Annotated in this window: 16 protein-coding genes; 12 read left to right on the forward strand and 4 right to left on the reverse strand. The window is 67.5% G+C overall.

The genetic code is table 11. The features are described 5' to 3' along the window. Positions 1 to 40: 40 nt before the first annotated feature. From ACOEQ2_RS17820 to dnaE, 8 genes are all read left to right on the forward strand, one after another. Positions 41 to 751 (forward strand): biotin--[acetyl-CoA-carboxylase] ligase, encoded by a 711-nt coding sequence (locus ACOEQ2_RS17820; RefSeq protein WP_419729274.1) that lies wholly within the window; start codon positions 41 to 43, stop codon positions 749 to 751. Between the two features lie 6 nt (positions 752 to 757). After that, the gene (locus tag ACOEQ2_RS17825) at positions 758 to 1,567 is read left to right on the forward strand and encodes a type III pantothenate kinase (RefSeq protein ID WP_419729275.1); all 810 of its coding nucleotides are present in this window, start codon (positions 758 to 760) and stop codon (positions 1,565 to 1,567) included. After that, the gene (locus ACOEQ2_RS17830; protein WP_419729276.1) at positions 1,567 to 3,213 is read left to right on the forward strand and encodes a ribonuclease J; all 1,647 of its coding nucleotides are present in this window, start codon (positions 1,567 to 1,569) and stop codon (positions 3,211 to 3,213) included. The genes ACOEQ2_RS17825 and ACOEQ2_RS17830 overlap by 1 nt, the downstream gene beginning before the upstream one ends. Positions 3,214 to 3,616: 403 nt before the next feature. Continuing rightward, on the forward strand, positions 3,617 to 4,936 hold the full coding sequence (gene proS / locus ACOEQ2_RS17835) for a proline--tRNA ligase (protein WP_419729277.1): 1,320 nt from the start codon (positions 3,617 to 3,619) through the stop codon (positions 4,934 to 4,936). A 2-nt stretch (positions 4,937 to 4,938) separates the two neighbouring features. After that, entirely contained in the window at positions 4,939 to 6,186 is a 1,248-nt protein-coding gene (locus ACOEQ2_RS17840; protein WP_419729278.1) for a lipoprotein-releasing ABC transporter permease subunit, read from the forward strand. Continuing rightward, a complete protein-coding gene (locus ACOEQ2_RS17845; protein WP_419729279.1) occupies positions 6,179 to 6,877 on the forward strand; it encodes an ABC transporter ATP-binding protein in 699 nt (232 codons plus the stop codon). The genes ACOEQ2_RS17840 and ACOEQ2_RS17845 overlap by 8 nt, the downstream gene beginning before the upstream one ends. Before the next feature lie 61 nt (positions 6,878 to 6,938). Then, positions 6,939 to 8,114 carry a DNA topoisomerase IB gene (locus tag ACOEQ2_RS17850; protein WP_419729280.1) on the forward strand — a complete coding sequence of 392 codons (1,176 nt, stop codon included), beginning with the start codon at positions 6,939 to 6,941 and terminating at the stop codon, positions 8,112 to 8,114. Positions 8,115 to 8,146: 32 nt separating this feature from the next. Then, a complete protein-coding gene (dnaE, locus tag ACOEQ2_RS17855) occupies positions 8,147 to 11,611 on the forward strand; it encodes a DNA polymerase III subunit alpha (RefSeq protein ID WP_419729281.1) in 3,465 nt (1,154 codons plus the stop codon). A gap of 53 nt (positions 11,612 to 11,664) precedes the next feature. Here dnaE and ACOEQ2_RS17860 read toward each other — a convergent pair whose 3' ends face one another. Both ACOEQ2_RS17860 and ACOEQ2_RS17865 read right to left on the reverse strand, forming a co-directional pair. Further along, positions 11,665 to 11,961 (reverse strand): hypothetical protein, encoded by a 297-nt coding sequence (locus ACOEQ2_RS17860; RefSeq protein WP_419729282.1) that lies wholly within the window; start codon positions 11,959 to 11,961, stop codon positions 11,665 to 11,667. Positions 11,962 to 11,984: 23 nt separating this feature from the next. Beyond that, positions 11,985 to 12,338: a hypothetical protein gene (locus tag ACOEQ2_RS17865; RefSeq protein ID WP_419729283.1), complete on the reverse strand. Its 354-nt coding sequence runs from the start codon at positions 12,336 to 12,338 to the stop codon at positions 11,985 to 11,987. 274 nt (positions 12,339 to 12,612) lie between these two features. Between ACOEQ2_RS17865 and rpsB the strand changes: the two genes are divergently transcribed. From rpsB to recO, 3 genes are all read left to right on the forward strand, one after another. After that, positions 12,613 to 13,476 (forward strand): 30S ribosomal protein S2, encoded by an 864-nt coding sequence (rpsB, locus tag ACOEQ2_RS17870; RefSeq protein ID WP_419729284.1) that lies wholly within the window; start codon positions 12,613 to 12,615, stop codon positions 13,474 to 13,476. A gap of 112 nt (positions 13,477 to 13,588) precedes the next feature. Then, positions 13,589 to 14,512 carry a translation elongation factor Ts gene (tsf, locus tag ACOEQ2_RS17875; protein ID WP_419729285.1) on the forward strand — a complete coding sequence of 308 codons (924 nt, stop codon included), beginning with the start codon at positions 13,589 to 13,591 and terminating at the stop codon, positions 14,510 to 14,512. A 15-nt stretch (positions 14,513 to 14,527) separates the two neighbouring features. Next, positions 14,528 to 15,280: a DNA repair protein RecO gene (gene recO / locus ACOEQ2_RS17880; protein WP_419729286.1), complete on the forward strand. Its 753-nt coding sequence runs from the start codon at positions 14,528 to 14,530 to the stop codon at positions 15,278 to 15,280. Here recO and ACOEQ2_RS17885 read toward each other — a convergent pair. After that, positions 15,241 to 16,176, reverse strand: a complete 936-nt coding sequence (locus tag ACOEQ2_RS17885; protein WP_419729287.1) for a LysR family transcriptional regulator — start codon at positions 16,174 to 16,176, stop codon at positions 15,241 to 15,243. The two genes, recO and ACOEQ2_RS17885, sit on opposite strands and share 40 nt — an antisense overlap. Before the next feature lie 109 nt (positions 16,177 to 16,285). Here ACOEQ2_RS17885 and ACOEQ2_RS17890 point away from each other — a divergent pair, with 109 nt between their 5' ends. Continuing rightward, on the forward strand, positions 16,286 to 17,176 hold the full coding sequence (locus tag ACOEQ2_RS17890) for an SDR family oxidoreductase (RefSeq protein ID WP_419729288.1): 891 nt from the start codon (positions 16,286 to 16,288) through the stop codon (positions 17,174 to 17,176). A 22-nt stretch (positions 17,177 to 17,198) separates the two neighbouring features. Here the strand turns inward: ACOEQ2_RS17890 and ACOEQ2_RS17895 are convergent, their stop codons facing one another. Continuing rightward, positions 17,199 to 18,083 carry an NAD(P)-dependent oxidoreductase gene (locus ACOEQ2_RS17895; RefSeq protein WP_419729289.1) on the reverse strand — a complete coding sequence of 295 codons (885 nt, stop codon included), beginning with the start codon at positions 18,081 to 18,083 and terminating at the stop codon, positions 17,199 to 17,201. Positions 18,084 to 18,086 lie beyond the last annotated feature (3 nt).

The following is an 18,086-nucleotide window of genomic DNA, read 5'->3' on the forward strand; positions in this document are numbered from 1 at the left end:
TGCACCCGGTTCCGCAGGCATCGGCTCCTGGCGCCTGATCGTGCAAGACAGCCTGCCCTCGACCTCGGACGCCTGCATCGAGCTGGCCGAAGCTGGCGAGCCAACCGGCCTGGCGATCCTGGCGCGTCGCCAGACCCGGGCGCGTGGCAGCCGAGGTCGGTCCTGGAGCGAACCGCCCGCCGGCAACCTGGCACTTTCGGTGCTGCTGCGGCCTGCAGGCGATCTGCCCGCTTCAGGGGTCTGGCCGCTGATCGCCGGACTGGCACTGCACGAGGCGCTGGCGTGCGGACATGCGCAGGGTCACCTGTCGCTGAAATGGCCGAACGACGTGATGCTCGATGGCCGCAAGCTCGCCGGCATCCTGATCGAACGCGGCCTTGGCGGGGGTCACGACTGGCTGGTCGTCGGGTTCGGCGCCAATCTTGCCGCGGCACCGGAACTGCCCGATCGTGTCGCTGCGTGCCTTGCGGAACTCGGTCCACCACCGACACCCGATGAGGTGGCGCCCCGACTGCTGGCAGCACTCGACCACTGGATGCGGCTGTGGGCCGCCGAAGGCCTGCCTGCGATCCGGACCGCCTGGCTCGACCGAGCCCACCCGATCGGGGCTGCGCTTGCGGTCCGGGTGGGCGGGGCGCAGACAGCCGGGACATTCGCCGGTCTCGATGAGGACGGCGCCTTGCTGTTGCGCCATGACGCAGGGGTGCACCGGATCGATACCGGAGAGATCCTGCTGTCCGGGGGAAGCTGAAGCGTCATGCTGCTTGTGGTTGATGCCGGCAATACCAATATCGTTTTCGCGGTGCATGACGGCGCGTCCTGGCGCGGCATCTGGCGGATCTCGACGGACATCCAGCGGACCTCGGACGAATACGCGGTCTGGCTACTGACCCTGCTGGGCCGGAGCGGGCTCAGCGTCGAGCAGATCGATCGCGCGGTCATTGGCACCGTGGTGCCGGCGGCGCTGTATCATCTGCGCCGGTTGAGCCGGGAATGGCTGCAGACCGAGCCGCTGATCGCAGCACTCGGGCTGGATTGGGGTTTCAAGGTCCACATGGATCAGCCTGGCGAGGTTGGCGTGGATCGGCTGTTGAACGGACTCGCGGCGCACCGGCTTTATGGCGGCCCCGCGATCATCATCGATTTCGGCACCGCGACCACGTTCGACGTCGTGGATGCCGAGGGCGGCTATAACGGCGGGGCGATCGCACCGGGAGTGAACCTCTCGATCGAGGCGCTGCACCAGGCAGCGGCCCGCCTGCCACGGATCGCCATCGGGCGGCCCGGCACGGTGGTCGGACGCGGCACCATCCCGGCCATGCGGTCGGGCATATTCTGGGGCTATATCGGCCTCGTCGAAGGGATCGTCGCCCGGATCAGGGCGGAAGTCGGCGGACCGATGAAGGTCATCGCCACCGGGGGTCTCGCGCCGCTACTGGCCGAGGGCACCGACATCATCGAACGGATCGATCCGGAGCTCACGCTCGAGGGTCTCCGGATACTCGCGGGGCGCAATCCCCATCCTCTGCTCAGCAACGACAAGACAAAAGCGATCGAAGGCGACTGATGAATGAATTGAACGGCGATCTGGCTTTCCTGCCCCTGGGCGGGACGGGCGAGATCGGCATGAACCTCAACCTCTACCGGTGCGACGGAACCTGGCTCGCGGTCGATTGCGGTATCGGCTTCGGCGGCAGCGAGACCCCCGAAGCCGAGATCCTGATGCCGGACCCGGTTTTCATCGCCGAGCGGCGCAAGAACCTGATCGGGCTGGTGATCACCCACGCACACGAGGACCATCTCGGGGCTGTGGCACATCTGTGGCCGCAGCTGCGCTGTCCGGTGTATGCGACGCCGTTCGCCGCCGCCGTGCTCCGTCGCAAGCTCGGCGAGGCGCAACTGCTCGGGCAGGTGCCTCTGCACGTGATCCCGACCAACGGCAGCTTCACCCTCGGGCCATACGATCTGCAGTTCCTGCAGATGACCCACTCGGTGCCGGAGGCGCAGGCGCTGGTGCTCCGCACGGCATACGGCACGGTGCTGCATAGTGGCGACTGGAAGCTCGACCCGAACCCGCTGGTCGGACCGCCCACCAACCTGGACGCGTTCGCCGAGCTCGGCCGCGAGGGCGTGCTGGCGCTGGTGTGCGACAGCACCAACGCGATGGTCGAGGGCGAGAGCGGTTCCGAGGCCGATGTCCGCCGCAGCATGGCGACGCTGATCCGCAGCATCAGCGGCCGGGTCGCGGTGACCTGCTTTGCCAGCAACGTGGCCCGCGTCGAGAGCATCGCGATGGCGGCGGAGGCGGCCGGGCGTTCCGTGGTCGTGGTCGGGCGCTCGCTGCGCAACCTGGAAGTCGCGGCGCGCGAGTGCGGCTACCTGTCGGACGTGCCGGACTTCCTCTCCGAGCAGGACGCCGAGGACATCCCCGACGACAACCTGCTGATGATCGTCACCGGCAGCCAGGGCGAGCCACGCAGCGCGCTCTCGCGGATCGCCAACGACACCCACCAGAACATCTCGCTCGGCGAGGGCGACACCGTCGTCTATTCGAGCCGGATGATCCCGGGCAACGAGCGCGCGGTGATGGCGGTGCAGGACAACCTGGTGAAGCGTGGCGTGCGCGTGCTGACCGACCGCGATCACAGCGTGCACGTGTCGGGTCATGCCGCGCGCGACGAGATCCGGCGCATCTACGGGCTGGTGAAGCCGCGCTATGCGGTCCCGGTGCATGGCGAGTGGCGGCATTTGTCGGCGCACGCGGAGCTGGCACGGGAGGAGGGCGTCACCCCGATCCTGCTCGAGGATGGCGACATCCTGAACCTGGCTCCCGGGCGCGTCGAAGTGGTCGATAGTGCGCCGACCGGACGACTGGCACTCGACGGCAATCGCATCCTGCCGATGAATGGCGGCGTGCTGGCGGCCCGTCGCAAGATGCTGTTCAACGGCATGGTGCTGGCAAGCTTGGTCGTCGATGCAAGCGGCCGCGTGGTCGGCAAGCCGATGCTGAGTGCCCCCGGCCTGTTCGATGGCGACGACGCGGAATCGATCCGTGTGAACGGCGCCTTCGTGGCGGGGCTGGCGGAGATCCCGGCGAGTGTTCGCCAGGACGAGGATAATTTCCGTGACGCGGTCAAGACCACGCTGCGACGGGCGCTGGGGCGAAAGCTGCAGAAGCGACCGCTGGTCGACGTGCATTTGATGCGGGTGTGAAACGAACGGCCGCAGGGATAGCCGGACGCTTTGCACTTGCGGTGCATCGCGTTCGGCTTTCCCTTGGCGGTTATCGTTTCTGAAGCAGCAGATCCGTAATGCGGATCATTCCGTCATCTCCGGCAGGACGCGGATTGCTCCCTGTCCTGCCGTGTGACTGGTGTTTTCTCCCTAAACCTGACCCCAACTGCCGGACCAAGCATCGTGGCGCCTTCTTTATGGCGAGATTTCCACTTTGTCATCACCCGAAATGAAAGAATTTATCCACTGTTACTTGTGCAGTGCATCATTCGACTTGAGACTACTTTGTGCACTGCACAAACACGGCCGGTGGCGGTTTCCACGTCGCGGCGTTTGATCTAGGGTCCGCCACCTCTCCTCGACCCGGAAGAACCCGTTCGCGATGCGTCTGTCCCGCAGTTTCCTGCCGACCCTTAAAGAGACGCCGGCCGATGCTCAGATCGTCTCGCACCGGCTGATGCTGCGGGCCGGGCTCGTGCGCCAGACCGCGTCCGGCATCTATGCCTGGCTGCCGGCGGGCCTGCGGGTGCTGCGCCGGATCAGCCAGATCGTGCGCGAGGAACAGGATGCGGTCGGCGCCCAGGAGGTGCTGATGCCGACGCTGCAGCCGGCCGAACTGTGGAAGCGCAGCGGCCGCTACGACGCCTATGGTCCGGAGATGCTGCGTCTGACCGACCGGCACGAGCGCGACCTGCTGTACGGGCCGACCAACGAGGAGATGATCACCGACCTGTTCGGGCAGTCGGTGAGCTCGTACCGCGCGCTCCCGCAGACGCTGTACCACATCCAGTGGAAATTCCGCGACGAGGTCCGGCCGCGGTTCGGTGTCATGCGCGGCCGTGAATTCCTGATGAAGGACGCGTACAGTTTCGACGCTGATTACGCCGGTGCGGTCGCGAGCTATCGTCGCATGATGCTGGCGTATCTGCGCACGTTCCAGCGGCTCGGCGTGAAGGCGATCCCGATGGTGGCCGACACCGGCCCGATCGGCGGCGAGCTCAGCCACGAATTCATCATCCTGGCGCCCACCGGCGAAAGCGGCGTGTTCTATGACGGCGCCCTCGAGGAGCAGGACTGGCTCGGCCAGCCGGTCGACATCGACGACCACGCATCGCTCGAGGCCTTCTTCGAGCGCATGACGTCGTTCTACGCAGCCACCGACGAGAAGCACGACGAGGCGGCGTGGGCGGGTGTCGATCCGTCGCGGCGGCGGGAAGGGCGGGGCATCGAGGTCGGCCACATCTTCTATTTCGGCACCAAGTACACCGAGGCGATGGGGGTGTCGGTCAACGGCGCCGACGGCCAGAGCTTCTTCCCTGAGATGGGCAGCTACGGCATCGGCGTGTCGCGGCTGGTCGGCGCGATCATCGAGGCCAGCCACGACGAGGCCGGCATCATCTGGCCGGACGAGGTGGCGCCGTTCGATGCCGTGATCCTGAACCTGAAGTCCGGCGATCCCGCCTGCGACGCATTGTGCGAGCGTCTCTACCAGACCGCCCCGGACCGGCTGCTCTACGACGACCGACCCGACCGCGCCGGCGTGAAGTTCGCCGATGCCGACCTGATGGGCCATCCGTGGCAGCTGGTGGTCGGCCCGCGCGGTGCGGCTGCCGGCGTGGTGGAGCTGAAGCGCCGCGCCACCGGGGAGCGCACCGAGCACTCCGTCGAGGACGCGCTGTCCAGGATCGGACTCGGATCCTAGCGATGTTCGGAGCGTTCGAGCGGGCGATTGCAGGGCGGTACCTGCGCGCGCGGCGTGGCGAGCGCTTCGTGTCGGTGATCGCGATCTTCTCGCTGGTCGGGATCGCGCTCGGCGTCGCCACCCTGATCATCGTCATGTCGGTGATGAACGGCTTCAAGGCCGACCTGCTCAGCCGGATCCTCGGGCTGAACGGCGATCTCAGCATCTACGGCGCCGGCGCCACCATCGGCGATTACGATGCCATCTCGAAACGTGTCAGCCATCTGCCCGAGGTGGTGTCGGCCTCGCCGATCGTCGAAGGCCAGGTGCTGCTGAGTGCGGGCTCGTACAGCGCCGGCGGCTTGGTGCACGGCATGCAGCAGTCCGACCTGCGCGCCCTGCACGAAATCAGCGACAATATTCGCGAGGGTTCGCTGGACGCATTCCAGGGCGACGACGCGGTGGTGATCGGCGCCACGCTCGCCTCCCGCGCCGGGTTGTATGTCGGCGCACGGCTGACGCTGGTCTCACCGAACGGTGCGGCCACCGCTTTCGGCACCATCCCCCGCGTGCGCGCCTACCGGGTGGTGGCGATCTTCGATGCCGGTGTCAGCGACTATAATGCGAGCTACGTGTTCCTGCCGATGCAGGCCGCACAGGTTTTCTTCCAGATCCCGGGTGCCGTTTCGCTGATCCAGGTGATGACGAAAACCCCCGAGGACGTGCAACGGGTCACCCCGCAAATCCGCCAGGCGCTGGCGAGCGACCAGGTGCGCGTGATGGACTGGACGCAGAGCAACAATGCGTTCTTCGGCGCGGTGCAGGTCGAGCAGAACGTGATGTTCCTGATCCTGACCCTGATCATCCTGGTCGCCGCGTTCAACGTGATCTCGTCGCTGATCATGATGGTGAAGGACAAGACACGCGACATCGCCGTATTGCGAACGATCGGCGCGTCGCGCGGCGCCATCATGCGGATCTTCCTGATGTGCGGCGCGTCGGTGGGCGTCACGGGCACGCTGCTCGGCACGGCGTTCGGCATCGTGTTCTGCCTCAACATCGAGCGCATCCGGCAGTGGCTGCAATCGATCACCGGCACCAACCTGTTCAACCCGGAGGTCTATTATCTCGAGCACCTGCCGGCACAGCTGCAATGGTCGGAAGTGACCCAGGTGATCGTGATGGCGCTGGTGCTGTCGTTGCTGGCGACCCTGTATCCGAGCTGGCGTGCCGCACGGACCGATCCGATCGAGGCGTTGCGGCATGAGTGACGTGACTACCGGCGCCGTGCCGCTGGAATTGGCGCAGGTCAGCCACGGCTACCGCAGCGGCGAGGAAACGCTGCAGGTGCTGCGCGGTGCCGACCTGACGCTGCGGCCGGGCGAGATCGTGGCGCTGGTGGCCCCGAGCGGCACCGGCAAGTCGACGCTGCTGCATTTGGCGGGACTGCTGGAGACGCCGCAGGCGGGTTCAGTGATGGTGGCCGGACGCGATGCCGGGCGGCTATCCGACAAGGAGCGGACCGCCATCCGCCGCAACTCGATCGGCTTCGTGTACCAGTTCCACCATCTGCTGGCGGAGTTCACTGCCCGCGAGAACGTGGTGCTGCCGCAGATGATCGCCGGCGTCTCGCGTCGTGAGGCCCGGGTCCGGGCGGATGAGCTGCTCGGTCTGTTCGGGCTGGCGCACCGGCTCGACCATCTGCCGGGCAAGCTGTCCGGCGGCGAGCAGCAGCGCGTGGCGATCGCGCGGGCACTGGCAAACCGCCCACGTGTGCTGCTGGCCGACGAGCCGACCGGCAACCTCGATGTCGCGACGTCTGCCACGGTGTTCGCCGAGCTGATGCGGGTCGTGCGCGAACAGGGGCTGGCGGCGTTGATCGCCACCCACAACGTCGAGCTCGCCGGCCGGATGGACCGGATCGTGACCCTGCGCGAAGGCTTGATCGTCCCGTTCGCCTGATCCGGCGAACCCGCCCGTCCGTGCCCGGTTGTGGCACGACGGCAGATGGGTGACGGACGACATGGCAGCCAAGGCGCGCGCGAAGATCGAATTTATGCCGGCGGAAGCGGAACTTGCGGATGCGTCCGTCGATGCCCGCGAGGCCGCGCGGGCGGCCCACCTGCATTATGTCGACCCGAGCAAACCCGGCTTCTCACGCCAGCCCGGTCCGGACGGCATGCGGTATTTCGACTTCAAGGGACAGCCCGTCACTGACGAGGCAGTGATCGCACGCCTGAAGAAGCTCGCGATCCCGCCGGCCTACACCGATGTGTGGATCTGCCGCGACCCCAAAGGGCACCTGCAGGCGGTCGGCCGGGATGCGCGCGGGCGCAAGCAGTACCGGTACCACCCGGACTGGCGCGCGATCCGCGACGAGGCGAAATACGGCAAGATGCTGGTGTTCGGGGAGAAGCTGCCGGCGATCCGCGCGCAGGTGCAGAAGGATCTGGGACGTGCCGGGCTGCCCCGCGCCAAGGTTCTGGCGACCGTCGTAGCGCTGCTGGAAAAGACCATGATGCGCATCGGCAACGACGAGTATGCCCGCACCAACAAGAGCTTCGGCCTGACGACCCTGCGAACCCGGCACGCCAAGGTGAAGGGTGCGGGCCTGGTGCTGGATTTCCGCGCCAAGCACGGCATCCAGCAGCACATCGAGCTGAAGGATCGCCGCCTCGCCAACATCGTCTCCAAGTTGCAGGAGCTGCGCGGGCAGGAGCTGTTCCAGTATCTCGACGAGGATGGCGCTCAGCACGACATCTCCTCGCACGACGTGAACGAGTATCTGCACGAGGTAACTGGCGAGGACATCACCGCAAAGGATTTCCGCACCTGGGCCGCGACCAACCTGGCCGCACTCGCGCTGCACGAGTTCGAGCAGTTCGACAGCCAGGCGAAAGCAAAGAAGAACGTGCTGCGGGCGATCGAGACGGTCGCCAAGATGTTGGGCAACACCCCGACGATCTGCCGCAAGTGCTACATCCACCCGAAGATCTTCGACGGCTATCTCGACGGCACTCTGGCCGAGGCGCTGAAGCAGCGTGCGGAAGCCGCTCTGTCGGCCGACGCAGCGACCGCGAACGGCGCCAGGGGCAACACCGACCTGACCGCGGAAGAGGTGGCGGTGATGGCGTTCCTCGGCCGCACCCTCGAGCGGGTGGCCGAACAGGGCGGGGCCTCGACCGGCTCGCCGGCGTGACGCGACTCGGGCTTCTGCCGTAAACTGGGCGGATGCCGCACGCCGATTTCGTCCATCTTCGCGTCCATTCCGCCTACTCGCTGAGCCAGGGGGCGATCCAGGTTCCCGAGATCGCCGCACTGGCCAAGGCGGCCGGGATGCCGGCCGTGGCCATCACCGACAGCGGCAACCTGTTCGGCGCGCTGGAATTCTCACAGTACTGCACGGGGAAGGGCGTGCAGCCGATCATCGGCTGCCAGGTCACGTTGATGGCGAGCCCAGGCTCCCTGGCGGACGGCCTGCAGATCGGCGCGGCGCTCCCGAACGGACGCGGCGCCGCACCGTCGGAGCCGCTGGTGCTGCTCGCTCAGGACCCGACCGGGCTCGCCAACCTGCAGCATCTGTCCTCGATCGGCTTCCTGGACAGCGACCCGTCCGACCCGTGCGTGACGATCGAGGTGCTGCGCGCGCACGCCGGGGGTCTGTTCCTGCTGACCGGCGGCAGTCGCGGGCCGCTGGCTCGGCTGCTCGCGGATGGTCAACAGGATGCGGCGCGCCGCCTGCTCGAGGCGCTTGCGGCGGCGTTCCCGGACCGCATCGCCGTCGAGCTGCAGCGACACGGCACGCCGCTCGAGAAGACCATCGAGCCTGGACTGATCGCGCTCGCGGACGAACTCGGCCTGCCGCTGGTGGCGACCAACGAGGTGTTCTTCCCGAGGCCCGAGATGCACGAGGCGCACGATGCCCTTCTGTGCATCGCACAGGGACGAACCGTGGCGGAGAGGGATCGGTGGCGGGTGTCGCCGGAGCAGTGGTTCAAGCCACCGGCGATGATGCGCGCGCTGTTCGCGGACCTGCCCGAAGCCTGCGACAACACCCTGGCGATCGCGCAGCGTTGTGCGGTGATGGCCGAAACGCGCAAGCCGCTGCTGCCGGTGTGCCCGAAGGTTCGCGAGGGCAGCACCGAGGACCAGACGCTGCGCGCTATGGCCGAGGAGGGCCTGGAACTGCGGCTGCAGAAACTGGCGGCGGATCTCGAAACCTGCACCCGCTACAGGGAACGGCTGGCGTTCGAGCTCGACGTGATCGCGAAGATGGGGTTTCCCGGCTATTTCATGATCGTCGCCGACTTCATCCAGTGGGCGAAGGCACAGGGCATTCCGGTGGGGCCCGGACGCGGGTCCGGTGCCGGCTCGCTGGCGGCGTGGGCTCTGACCATCACCGACATCGACCCGTTGCCGTTCAACCTGCTGTTCGAGCGATTCCTCAATCCCGAGCGCGTGTCGATGCCGGATTTCGACATCGATTTCTGCCAGGACCGGCGCGACGAGGTGATCGCCTATGTGCGCCGCGAATATGGCAGCGACCGGGTGGCGCAGATCATCACCTTCGGCAAGCTGCAGGCGCGTGCGGCGGTGCGCGATGTCGGCCGCGTGCTCGGGCTGCCGTACGGCATGGTCAACAAGGTCTGTGAGCTGATCCCGAACAATCCGGCCAAGCCGGTGACGCTGAAGCAGGCGATCGACGGCGAGACCAGGCTGCAGGACATGCGCCGGAACGACGAAGGCCTCCGCCGGCTGATGGAAATCGCGTTGCAGCTGGAGGGTTTGTATCGCCACGCCAGCACGCACGCCGCCGGCGTGGTGATCGGCGATCGTCCGCTGGTCGAGCTGGTGCCGCTGTATCGCGATCCGAAGAGCGACATGCTGGTCAGCCAGTACAACATGAAGTTCGTCGAGCAGGCCGGGCTGGTGAAGTTCGATTTCCTCGGCCTGACGACACTGACGATCCTGCAGCGCGGCGTGCAGATGCTGGAAAAGCTGGGCCACACGGTCGATCTTTCGGTGCTGCCGCTGGACGATGCGGCGACCTACACGATGCTGGCGCGCGGCGACACCGCGGGCGTGTTCCAGTTCGAAGGGGCCGGCATGCGCGACGTGCTGCGGCAGATGCGGCCGACCCGGATCGAGGACCTGATCGCCGCGGTGGCGCTGTATCGGCCGGGCCCGATGGCCAACATCCCCGACTACTGCAAGAGGAAACACGGCGAGCCGTGGCAGGCGCCGCACGAGGAGATCCGCGACATCCTCGGCGAGACCTACGGCATCATGGTCTATCAGGAACAGGTCATGCAGATCGCCCAGAAGATGGCGGGCTACAGCCTGGGCGCCGCCGACCTGCTGCGCCGCGCGATGGGCAAGAAGATCCGCTCCGAGATGGACACGCAGCGGGCGATCTTCACCGAGGGTGCGGTGGGACGCGGCATCGATCGCGACAAGGCGGTCGAGGTGTTCGACCTGATGGCAAAATTTGCCGACTATGGCTTCAACAAGTCGCACGCGGCGGCGTATGCGCTGGTGTCGTACCAGACCGCGTGGATGAAGGCCAACCATCCGGTGGCATTCCTGGCCGCGTGCATGTCGCTGGCACGGGAAAAGACCGACAAGCTCGCCGCCTTGCGCCAGGAAGCCGAGCGGCTCGGCGTGCGGGTGCTGCCGCCCGACATCAACCGGTCGGGTGCGGATTTCACCGTCGAGGTCGCAGCCGACGGCACCCAGTCGATCCGCTATGCGCTGGCGGCGGTGAAGCGGGTCGGATTTGCCGCGATGCAGGCGCTGGAGGTGGCGCGTGGCGATCGGCCATTCGCCGACCTGGCGGATATGGCGCAGCGGGTCGATCCGAAGCAGCTCAACAAGATGCAGATCGAGAACCTGGCCAAGGCGGGCGCCTTCGACAGCCTGGACGGCAACCGCAAGCGCGTGTTCGACGCCGCCGAGATGATCCTCCGGCGGGCGCAGGCGCAGGCGGAGGAGGCGTCCAGTGGCCAGATCGGTCTCTTCGGCGGCACCACCCGACGCGAGCCGTTGCGCGTCGTCGACGGCCCCGACTGGCCGGGCATCGAGCGGCTGGGGCTCGAGGCGGAGGCGATCGGCTTCCACCTGACGGCGCATCCGCTGGACGGATATGCGTCGTTGCTGCGGCGGCTGGGTGCCGTGAAGGCGAACGCGCTGGAGGCGGCGGGGCAGGCGGGGATCGGCCGGGTCAAGATCGCCGGCTGCGTCATCGATCGCAAGGAACGGCCGACCCGCACCGGCACCAAGATGGCCTGGGTCAGGCTGTCGGATGCCTCGGGCAGTTGCGAGGTGACGTTCTTCAGCGAGGTGCTGGCGCGGACCCGCGACGTGCTGGCGAGCGGCGATCCGGTGCTGGTGACCGCCGACCTGCGCATGGAGGGCGAGATGCTGCGGGTGACGGCGCAGGACGCGGTCTCGCTGGACAAGGCCGCATCCGAGGACCGCGCCGAGATGCGGATCTGGGTGGATCGGCCGGGTGCTGTGGAGGAGATCCGCGGAATTCTGGCGCGCGAACGCGGCGGCCGTGGCAAGGTGGTGGTGCTGCCGTGTCTGGACGACAGCCAGGACGTCGAGCTGACCCTGCCGGACGCCTACATGGTCACGCCCCGCCTGGCGCAGACGCTCAAGCTCGTGACGGGTGTCGCCCGGGTCGAGGAGCGTTAGCCGTGGCGCCCCTCCATGCCGGTCCTGAGGCGAACGCTGCGCCTCAGTCGATATCAAGCGGCGTAGATCGGTTCACCATTGGGACCATAGGTCACCGGATGTACGACATCCGCAGGCATTCGATCTTGGCCTAACAGCAGCTTTGCTTTCGCAAGATACGCCGCCCTTTCCTTCAGTCCCAGCATGAGCCGGCCATTGATCCGGCGGGTGATGGCTTTGAGGTTGTCCTGGTCTGCAAGCTGGTTGAGGCCTTTGTCCAGCCAGTATCGGCAAGCCGTTTTGACAGCGACATTGGGTGTTTTTACAGTTTCAGGATTTCCGACGAGGTCCAGGTTCAATTTGTTGCCCATTCGCCTGTAGTTCGCGCGGCCGGTCAATTGAATAAGGCCGCGACCCTGAAGCGAACACCGTCTCCCGGGTGGGTTTCATCGAGGTCCTTGCGTCCCTGATATTCGGCCCCCGACCGCTCTTCTTCCGTGTCGGACAGGCCCCAACTCTCCTCACAGGCCTGGGCAAGGAAGTGGGCCTGCCTCAACCGGGTGGTCACCCCATACCTCAACAGGGTAGAGGGCAGGAACAACGAGATCGCTCGGACATTGGCTTGTTGCCGTCCACCACGAGGGCCGCGATAGACTTCCCGGCCGGGCTTGCGGGAGATCGCCATGTCCCTGGCGCCGGCGACATGGATCCCGATCTCGTCGCCACCCTTGAGTTCGAGCAGCTGCACGACCGGGGGCGGGACGGCGAACCGCCAGGCTGTTACCCCACCTGGAAACCGGCACATCATGCGCCGTATGGATAGCCGGTGTCGGGGATGAATATCCGGGCCGGGTGCAACGCAACGCTGAGCGGCAGTGCAACAGGTTGCTTCGGCGGCCGTCTTGGCCCATATCCCGCGCGCTGGCTCAGGTCGGCAAATTCGCACGCGGGGCATGGCCCTGGTGTCCGGAGACGGACCGACACCCCGCGGAGGTTCAACCAGTAGGACAGGGAGCACGCCCATGGCGATGCCCGATTTCACTCTGCGTCAGCTGCTCGAGGCCGGCGTCCATTTCGGTCACCATACGCGCCGGTGGAACCCGCGCATGGCGCCGTATCTCTTCGGCATCCGCAACCAGGTCCATATCATCGACCTGCAGCAGACCGTGCCGATGCTCGATCGCGCCCTCAAGGCGGTGCGTGACACCGTCGCCGGCGGCGGCCGCGTGCTGTTCGTCGGCACCAAGCGGGCGGCGGCCGAGCATGTCGCGGACGCAGCCGCGCGCTGCGGCCAGTACTACGTCAACCATCGCTGGCTCGGCGGCATGCTGACCAACTGGAAGACCATCACCGGCTCGATCAAGCGCCTGCGCCAGATCGACGAGATGCTCTCCGGCGACACCCAGGGCCTGACCAAGAAGGAGATCCTCGACGTCACCCGTGACCGCGAGAAGCTGGAGCGGTCGCTCGGTGGCATCAAGGAGATGGGCGGCCTGCCCGACATCCTGTTCATCATCGACACCAACAAGGAGAAGCTGGCGGTCGAGGAGGCCAACAAGCTCGGCATCCCGGTGATCGCGGTGCTCGACAGCAACTCCGATCCGTCCGGCGTGACCTACCCGATCCCGGGCAACGACGACGCCATCCGCGCCATCACGCTGTATTGCGACCTGATCGCCTCGGCCGTGCTGGACGGCATCTCCGCCGAGCTCGGCGCGTCCGGCCAGGATTACGGTGCGGCGGAAGAGCTTCCTGTCGAGCTGGTGCCGGAGATCGACGCGGCCGAGATGGCGCCGTCCGGAGAGCCGGCCGAGGCGCCCGTCGAGAACCTCTTCGCCGAGGCCCCGGCTGCACCCGAGAGCGAGCCCGTCGCGGCTGCCGAGTAGCCATCCCGGCCCGATCTGGCCCGGCCCGATTTGGCCGGACCTGATCTGCAACGAAGGTGACGCGCCCCATCCCCGGATGCGGGCGCCGATCTGCTGAAGGAGTTTGACAAAGATGGCGGAAGTTACGGCTGCCCTCGTGAAGGACCTGCGCGAGAAGACCGGCGCGGGCATGATGGACTGCAAGAAGGCGCTGAACGAGACCGGCGGCGAGATCGAGCCGGCGATCGACTGGCTGCGCAAGAAGGGCCTCGCTGCGGCCGCCAAGAAGTCCGGTCGCGTTGCGGCCGAGGGCCTGGTCGCGGTGGCGTCGGCGCCCCGGATCGCGGCGATGGTCGAGGTGAACTCCGAGACCGACTTCGTGTCGCGCAACGAGAGCTTCCAGGCGTTCGTCGAGAACGTGGCGAAGGTGGCGTTGCTGGTCGGCGAGGATGTCGAGGCGATCAAGGCCGCGACCATCCCGGGCTCGGATCGCACCATCGCCGAGGACCTGACCCACCTGATCGCCACCATCGGCGAGAACATGACGATCCGCCGCGCCCGCGTGTTGCGCGTGCCGTCCGGCGTGGTCGCGACCTACGTGCACGGGGCGCTGCGTCCGGGCGTCGGCAAGATCGCGGTGCTGGCGGCACTCGAGGCGGCGTCCGAGAGCGACGCGCTGGAGCTGCTCGGCCGTCAGATCGGCATGCATGTGGCGGCCACCCGTCCGGCGGCGCTGGATGTCGATGCGGTCGATCCGGCGGCCCTCGAGCGCGAGCGCGCGGTGCTGTCCGAGCAGGCGCGGGCTTCGGGCAAGCCGGAAGCGATCATCGAGAAGATGGTCAATGGCCGGGTGCAGAAGTACTACGAGGAAGTGGTGCTGCTCGAGCAGGTCTGGGTGCATGACGGCGAAAGCCGCGTGAAGGCGGTGGTGCAGAAGGCCGGCGGCACGCTGGTGGCATTCGACCGCTTCCAGCTCGGCGAGGGCATCGAGAAGGAGACCACCGACTTCGCCGCCGAAGTGGCCGCAGTGTCCGGCGTGGGTCGTCCCGCCGCCTGAACAACGGAGCCTCCGATGGAATGGGAGGCTCCTGCGATTGTCCTGGCCGCGTCGTCCTATGGTGAGGGCGGCGCGGTCGCGCATGTACTCAGCGAAGAGTTCGGTGCGTATCGCGGCCTGGTGCGGGGCGGCAGCTCGCGCACCCAAGCCTCGCTCTGGCAGCCCGGCAACCTGATCACCGCCCGCTGGTTCGCGCGACTGCCCGAGCAGCTCGGGACACTCACCGCCGAGCTGGTGCATCCCTCCTCGGCACGGCTGCTCCAGCATGCGCGTCCGCTGGCGATGCTGAGTTCCGCCTGTGCCGTGGCCGACGGCGCACTGCCCGAGCGCGAGCCGCACCCGAACCTGTTCCATGGCCTGACCCGGCTGCTCACCCTGCTGAGCCTCGATCCCGCCGAGGCCGAGCAGGCCGGGCCGGCGGCGCTGATCCGCTGGGAGATGCTGATGTTGTCGGACCTGGGCTACGGGCTCGACCTGTCCGGGTGCGCTGTCTGCGGCGGCACCGACAACCTGGCGTGGGTCTCGCCCCGCACCGGCCGTGCGGTGTCGCAGGAGGGGGCCGGCGCCTGGGCCGACCGGCTGCTGCGGCTGCCACCCTTCATGCTGGACGACGCCGATCCCGGCTGTGCCGCAGACTGGCGCGACGGCCTGCGGCTGACCGGGCATTTCCTCGAGCGCGACGCCTTCGGCCAGCGCCATCGACCGGTGCCGCAGGCCCGCGGCCGACTCTACGACATGATGGTGACGCTGGCCGACGCCGCCGACTGAGCGCCGCTCCGGACGATCATCCGGTCGGGGAATTCCGCTTCCAGCGTGTCGAGAAATGCCCGCAGCTTGGCGCTGACCAGCCGCCGCGAGCTGTGCAGCGCCCAGATCCCGACCGGCGGCGCATCCTGCACGCCCCAGCAGACCAGGCGCCCGTTCGCCAGGTCGCCTGCCACGAGCAGCCTTGGCAACAGCGACGCGCCGACGCCGGTGAGGACGGCGTCGCGGACCATCAGCAGCGACGAGCACCGCAGCACCGGCCGCGGCTCGAACGCGACCGTCAGATCCGGGCGCCTGATCCTCCAGACGGCTCCGAAATCGTTGGTCGAGAGCATGATCGCAGGGATCGTGACTGCGCCGGCACTCCCGGGCGCGCCTGCCGGAACAGGCAACTCGGGGGGTGCGACGAGCACCAGCTCATCGTCGAGGAAGCGGCGGCCGACCAGCTGCTCGTCCGGCGCCGGGTTGATCCGGATGACCAGGTCGTAGCCGTCCTCGACGGGATCGGCCAGACGGTCCTCGGCGACGATCTCGAGCTGCACCTCGGGATAGGCCTGCGCGAAGCGGCCGCCGATCCGTCCGAGCATCACATGCGCGAACACCAGCGGGGCGCTGACCCGGAGCCGCCCGCGCGGTCGGGGTGCGGCGGAGGCGACCGCAGCACCCACCTCGGCAAGCTCGCCGAGCAGCCCGGTGGTGCGCTCGTACAACGCGCGACCTTCCTCGGTCAGCCGCAGCACCCGCGAGCCGCGCTCGACCAGGCGCACGCCGAGCTCACGCTCCAACTGCATGACCTTCCGCGACAACGTGGCCTTTGGGCGACCGCTTGTCCGGCTGGCGCGACCGAAGCCGCCTTCGCCCGCCACCAGGTTGAAGTCGGCCAGCGCGTGCAGGTCCATGAGGTGTTCCATTGATGAGACGACACGTCCCGATCCTGGTGTCTGTTGCCGTCAGATGGAACCTTTATCTTCCTGGTCGTCAGCAATCAACGACATCGGGAGACACCACATGGCGATCCTTGTTACAGGCAGCACGGGCACCATCGGATCGGCGGTGCTTGCGCATCTGTCCGGCCACGGCAGCGAGATCAGGGCGCTGACCCGGTCGCCGGAGAAGGCTGCCTTCCCGCACGGCGTAATTCCGGTGCGCGGCGACCTCGGCGACACCGACTCGTTCCGTGCGGCCCTCGCCGGCGTGAGCACGCTGTTCCTGCTGGTGCCGAACGTCGCCGACGAACTCACCCAGGCGATGCTGGCGTTGAACGCCGCACGCGAGGCCGGTGTCGGCAGCATCGTCTATCTGTCGGTGTTCAAGGGCGAGCAGTACGACGATGTCCCGCATTTCGCGAGCAAGCTGACCGTCGAGCGCATGATCGCCGGCACCGGGCTCGCAGCGACGATCCTGCGGCCGGCCTATTTCATCCAGAACGATTATCGCCAGAAGGACGCGCTGCTGGGCCACGGTGTGTACGGCATGCCGATCGGCGAGCGCGGCGTCTCGATGGTGGACACGCGCGACATCGGCGAGGCGGCGGCGATCGAGCTGCTCCGGCGGGAGTGCTGCGAGGGCTCGACGGAACCGCGGACCTACGACCTGGTCGGACCGGACTGCCTGACGGGCACGGGTCTCGCGGCCACCTGGAGCGAGGTGCTCGGGCGCTCGATCCGCTATGGCGGGGACGATCTCGAGGCGATGGAGCAGCGGCTGAGATCGTTCGGGCCGGCCTGGCTCGCCTACGACATGAAGCTGATGATGCGACGCTACCAGCTGGATGGTGCGCCGGCGACGTCCGAGGGGCTGCAGCGCCTCACCGGTCTGCTCGGCCGGGCACCGCGCAGCTACGGTGATTTCGCCAAGGCTGCAGCTGTCAGCTGGAACATCGACAACTCGGCCGGCTGATGCGGTGCCGCGACACAATCGCCTAGTCGGGCAGGCCCGCATCCTCGCGGGCGCGACGGGAGAGGGCGGCGAAATCCAGGCCGCCCTCACCGCGGGCGATCGCGGCCAGCAGGCGGTCATGGATCAGCGAGCCCATCGGCAGCGGCACCGCGAGATCGTTGCCGGCCTCCAGGAACAGCCTGGCATCCTTGGCGGCGAGGGTCATCGGGCCGCCCGGCGGGTCGAACGCGCGCTCCACGATCAGGCGGCCATAGTTGCGATGCACCGGGGCGTTGAAGAAACTCCCCGTCAGGATCTCGAGCAGCTCGGCCGGCGGCAGTCCGGCCTTGTCGTTTAACGCGAAAATCTCGCTCATTTGCTCAATGGTCGAGAAGATCAGGAAGTTGAGCGAGAGCTTCACCAGGTTGGCCCGCGTGGGATCGTCGCCGACTCTGAAGATGCGCTGGCCCATCGCCTCCAGCGCCGGCGTCGCACGCTGCTGCAGCGCCAGGTCGCCGGCGACGACCACGAACAACTCGCCCGCGGCGGCGGCCGGCGGGCGGCCGAGCACGGTGGCGGAGAGATAGCCCTGGCCTCGCGTGCCATGCGCGGCCGCAAGCCTGCCGGACAACGCAACCGAGATCGTGCTGCTGGAGACGTGCGCTGCGCCGGCTGCCAGGCCCGCGGCGATCCCGTCCGGACCGAGCGTCATCGTCTCCACGGCGTCGTCGTCGGCCAGCATGCTGAACACCAGCTCGGCGTCCCGCGCAGCATCCGCGGGCGTCGCCGACCAGCGCGCACCGGCATCGACCACGGGCCGGGCACGCGCCTCGGTGCGGTTATGGACACTGACCATGTGACCGGCATCGAGCAGACGCCGCGCCATGCCTAGCCCCATGGGGCCGATCCCGACGAAACCGATCTTCATGCT

The sequence above is a fragment of the Lichenicola sp. genome, assembly GCF_965198575.1.
Lineage (GTDB): Bacteria > Pseudomonadota > Alphaproteobacteria > Acetobacterales > Acetobacteraceae > Lichenicola.

Excerpts from the sequence above, each read along its gene's own strand:
- ACOEQ2_RS17890 (WP_419729288.1), top strand. The coding sequence starts at position 16,286 with ATGGCGATCCTTGTTACAGGCAGCACGGGCACCATCGGATCGGCGGTG.
- tsf (WP_419729285.1), top strand. The coding sequence starts at position 13,589 with ATGGCGGAAGTTACGGCTGCCCTCGTGAAGGACCTGCGCGAGAAGACC.
- ACOEQ2_RS17850 (WP_419729280.1), top strand. The coding sequence starts at position 6,939 with ATGGCAGCCAAGGCGCGCGCGAAGATCGAATTTATGCCGGCGGAAGCG.
- ACOEQ2_RS17845 (WP_419729279.1), top strand. The coding sequence starts at position 6,179 with ATGAGTGACGTGACTACCGGCGCCGTGCCGCTGGAATTGGCGCAGGTC.
- proS (WP_419729277.1), top strand. The coding sequence starts at position 3,617 with ATGCGTCTGTCCCGCAGTTTCCTGCCGACCCTTAAAGAGACGCCGGCC.
- ACOEQ2_RS17825 (WP_419729275.1), top strand. The coding sequence starts at position 758 with ATGCTGCTTGTGGTTGATGCCGGCAATACCAATATCGTTTTCGCGGTG.
- ACOEQ2_RS17885 (WP_419729287.1), bottom strand. The coding sequence starts at position 16,176 with ATGGACCTGCACGCGCTGGCCGACTTCAACCTGGTGGCGGGCGAAGGC.
- dnaE (WP_419729281.1), top strand. The coding sequence starts at position 8,147 with ATGCCGCACGCCGATTTCGTCCATCTTCGCGTCCATTCCGCCTACTCG.
- ACOEQ2_RS17860 (WP_419729282.1), bottom strand. The coding sequence starts at position 11,961 with ATGGGCAACAAATTGAACCTGGACCTCGTCGGAAATCCTGAAACTGTA.
- ACOEQ2_RS17830 (WP_419729276.1), top strand. The coding sequence starts at position 1,567 with ATGAATGAATTGAACGGCGATCTGGCTTTCCTGCCCCTGGGCGGGACG.
- rpsB (WP_419729284.1), top strand. The coding sequence starts at position 12,613 with ATGGCGATGCCCGATTTCACTCTGCGTCAGCTGCTCGAGGCCGGCGTC.
- ACOEQ2_RS17895 (WP_419729289.1), bottom strand. The coding sequence starts at position 18,083 with ATGAAGATCGGTTTCGTCGGGATCGGCCCCATGGGGCTAGGCATGGCG.
- recO (WP_419729286.1), top strand. The coding sequence starts at position 14,528 with ATGGAATGGGAGGCTCCTGCGATTGTCCTGGCCGCGTCGTCCTATGGT.
- ACOEQ2_RS17840 (WP_419729278.1), top strand. The coding sequence starts at position 4,939 with ATGTTCGGAGCGTTCGAGCGGGCGATTGCAGGGCGGTACCTGCGCGCG.